This is a genomic window from Lagierella sp. ICN-221743, assembly GCF_037890055.1.
In the GTDB taxonomy this organism is placed as follows: Bacteria; Bacillota; Clostridia; order Tissierellales; family Peptoniphilaceae; genus Mediannikoviicoccus.
Genome location: NZ_JBBKBD010000050.1, coordinates 1 through 1,500 on the forward strand (window position 1 = coordinate 1; position 1,500 = coordinate 1,500).

Below are 1,500 nucleotides of genomic sequence, written 5' to 3' on the forward strand. Positions count from 1 at the left end.
AGGTCTACTCCTTCAATAATTAAATATGATTGATATTTCATTATACGACTACACCTCCATTCACTGCGTCGCTTTGCTCCTTGTTCATGGGGTGAGACTGCATCTGACCTACCAACAAAATCACAGATTTTGGGTTAGGTCATTATCTACCTCCACTCCTTAAATTCTTGCGCATAGATGCATTGACAATAACTTCATCAAGGAGTGTACCTCCAAGATAAACTGGTATAACTATATCTCCTGAATTTTCAGATTTTAAATTGATGTTTGCAAGTGCATCGGATATTTGTCTTCCTATATCAATGCCACTTACAGCAGATTCTTTAGCATGCGCACCTATACCAATAGCTGATATATTTGGACTTAAAACCATATCACTTGCGACATTTTTCATAGAAGATTGAACTAATCTCCTACTTTTTTCGATTCCTTTTGACAAGCCTTCCATAAAGTCTGGCATCCAAGATTCATAATCAGTTAATGGCCCAACATCTGGAACAGAAAAGTGTAGGTAAGACCTAATAGTTGATGCCACATTCGATACTGCAGATGTCACATTGCTAATTGCACTTCTAATCCCTCTAGCAATTCCGTTAATCATATCAGCTCCCCATGTATATGCTTGAGATGCTAAGTTCTTAATATGATTCACCGCATTATTAAATCCATTTCTAATAGTTGACTGAATATTTGACATGGTCGATGAGATACTTGATCTCATCGAATTAAATGCAGACGATACTGCTGACTTTGCAGAATTCACTACAGATGAAATAGTCGACTTTATAGAATTCCAAGCAGATGAAACAAAGGTCTTAATATTATTCATTGTTGATGAGATAAAAGTCTTTATCCCATTCCAGATTGATTCAAGAAATGTCTTAATAGAAGTCAATATAGTTTCAATAGTCGTTTTTATATTGGTCCAGGATGTAGAAATAAATTCTCCAATGGCAGTAATGACTGTTGTTAAAAACTCTTTTAGTCCATTCCAAATAGTCTCAACTTTTACTTTGATTGCATCAAGAAGTGTTGAAATTAAAGTCTTGATACCTTCCCAAGTAGTTTTTATAAACTCTCCAACTGCTGTAAATACTTCTGTAGTTGTAGTTGAAATAGCTGTCCATATATTGGTAAAAGTTGTTTGGATTCCTGTCCATAGACTTGTAAAGAATTCTCCTAAACTTTGCCATAAACTCTTAGCTCCCTCAATAAAGGTATTCCAAGACTCAGTTAGAAAAGTTGTTATAGATGTCCAGATGCTGTTCCATCCTTCAGAAAGTCCATTCCATAGATTGGCAAAGAAGTCCTTGATGCCTTTCCAAGTATTCTTCACTCCTTCAATAAATCCAGACCAAAATTCTGATAGAAAACTTGTGATTTCAGTCCAGATACTTGTCCATGAATCAGATATCCCTTGCCATAGATTTACGAAGAATTCTTTTATTCCATTCCAAATAGAAACTGTTGATTCCTTAATAGTTTCCCATATGGAGATGA

At 35.3% G+C, this 1,500-nt stretch carries 1 protein-coding gene; it reads right to left on the minus strand.

The window, feature by feature from the left end; all coding sequences use genetic code 11:
• Positions 1-142: 142 nt before the first annotated feature.
• A partial coding sequence (locus tag WKS98_RS09895; RefSeq protein ID WP_498918937.1) for a phage tail protein occupies positions 143-1,500 on the minus strand: 1,358 nt, incomplete at its 5' end.